This window comes from Kitasatospora sp. NPDC093558, assembly GCF_040683475.1.
In the GTDB taxonomy this organism is placed as follows: domain Bacteria; phylum Actinomycetota; class Actinomycetes; order Streptomycetales; family Streptomycetaceae; genus Kitasatospora.
In genome coordinates this window covers 1-1,034 of the sequence record NZ_JBFBDY010001407.1, presented here as the reverse complement: position 1 = coordinate 1,034, position 1,034 = coordinate 1, and the positions used below count along the sequence as shown (strand labels likewise).

Below are 1,034 nucleotides of genomic sequence, written 5' to 3'. Positions count from 1 at the left end.
AGGTCACCGGCGCCGACGAGGCCGTGCTCCTGGTCGCCGTCGGCACCGGGTTCCGGGACTGGCGCAAGCGGCCCGACGGCCCCGACGTGGCGCTCGCCGAGGCCCGCCGGTGGTTCGACGACGCCGGGGACTACCAAGCGCTGCGCGCCGCCCACGTCGCCGACCATCAGCGGCTCTTCGCCGCGGCCTCCCTCCGGCTCCCCGGCGCGGAGTCGGCGGCGGAGCTGCCGACCGACGAGCGCCTCGCCGCCGTCAACGCGGGCACCCCCGACCCGGGGCTCGCCGCCCAGCTGTTCGCCTACGGCCGCTACTTGCTCATCGCCTCCTCCCGGCCAGGCACCCAGCCCGCCAACCTCCAGGGCATCTGGAACACCTTCGTCACGCCGCCGTGGAACAGCGACTGGACGTCGAACATCAACCTCCAGATGAACTACTGGCCCGCCGAGACGACGGGTCTGTCCGAGTGCCACGAGCCGCTGTTCGACCTCGTCACGGACCTCGCCGAGGCCGGCCGCTCCACCGCGCGGGCGTACTACGACGCGCCGGGCTGGTGCTGCCACCACAACGTCGACATCTGGCGCGCCACCAACCCGGTGCTGGGGGAGCCGATGTGGTTCCACTGGCCCATGGCCGGGCCGTGGCTGGCCGCCCACCTGTGGGACCACCACCTCTTCCACGGGGACCGCGCCTTCCTCGCCGACCGCGCCTACCCCGTCATGCGCGAGGCCGCCCGCTTCCTCGTCCACCTCCTCGTCGAGGACGCGGACGGCACACTGGTGACCAGCCCGTCCACGTCGCCCGAGCACCAGTTCCGGCTCGCCGACGGCACCATGGCCGCCGTCAGCTCCGGCTCCACGATGGACTACTGGCTCGCCGCCGAACTGCTCGACAACACCGTCGCGGCCGCCCGCGAACTCGGCGTCGACCACGACCTGGCGGAGGAACTGGCCCGGTCCCGCGCCCGCCTGCGGCCCCCGTCCATCGCCGCCGACGGTCGCCTCCTGGAGTGGCGGGACGACCTCCCCGACGAGGAC

General features: G+C 73.8%; 1 pseudogene. It reads left to right on the top strand.

Annotation, left to right across the window (positions count from 1 at the left end):
• Positions 1-1,034: pseudogene (locus AB0O00_RS41375) on the top strand (glycoside hydrolase family 95 protein); the annotation flags it as partial.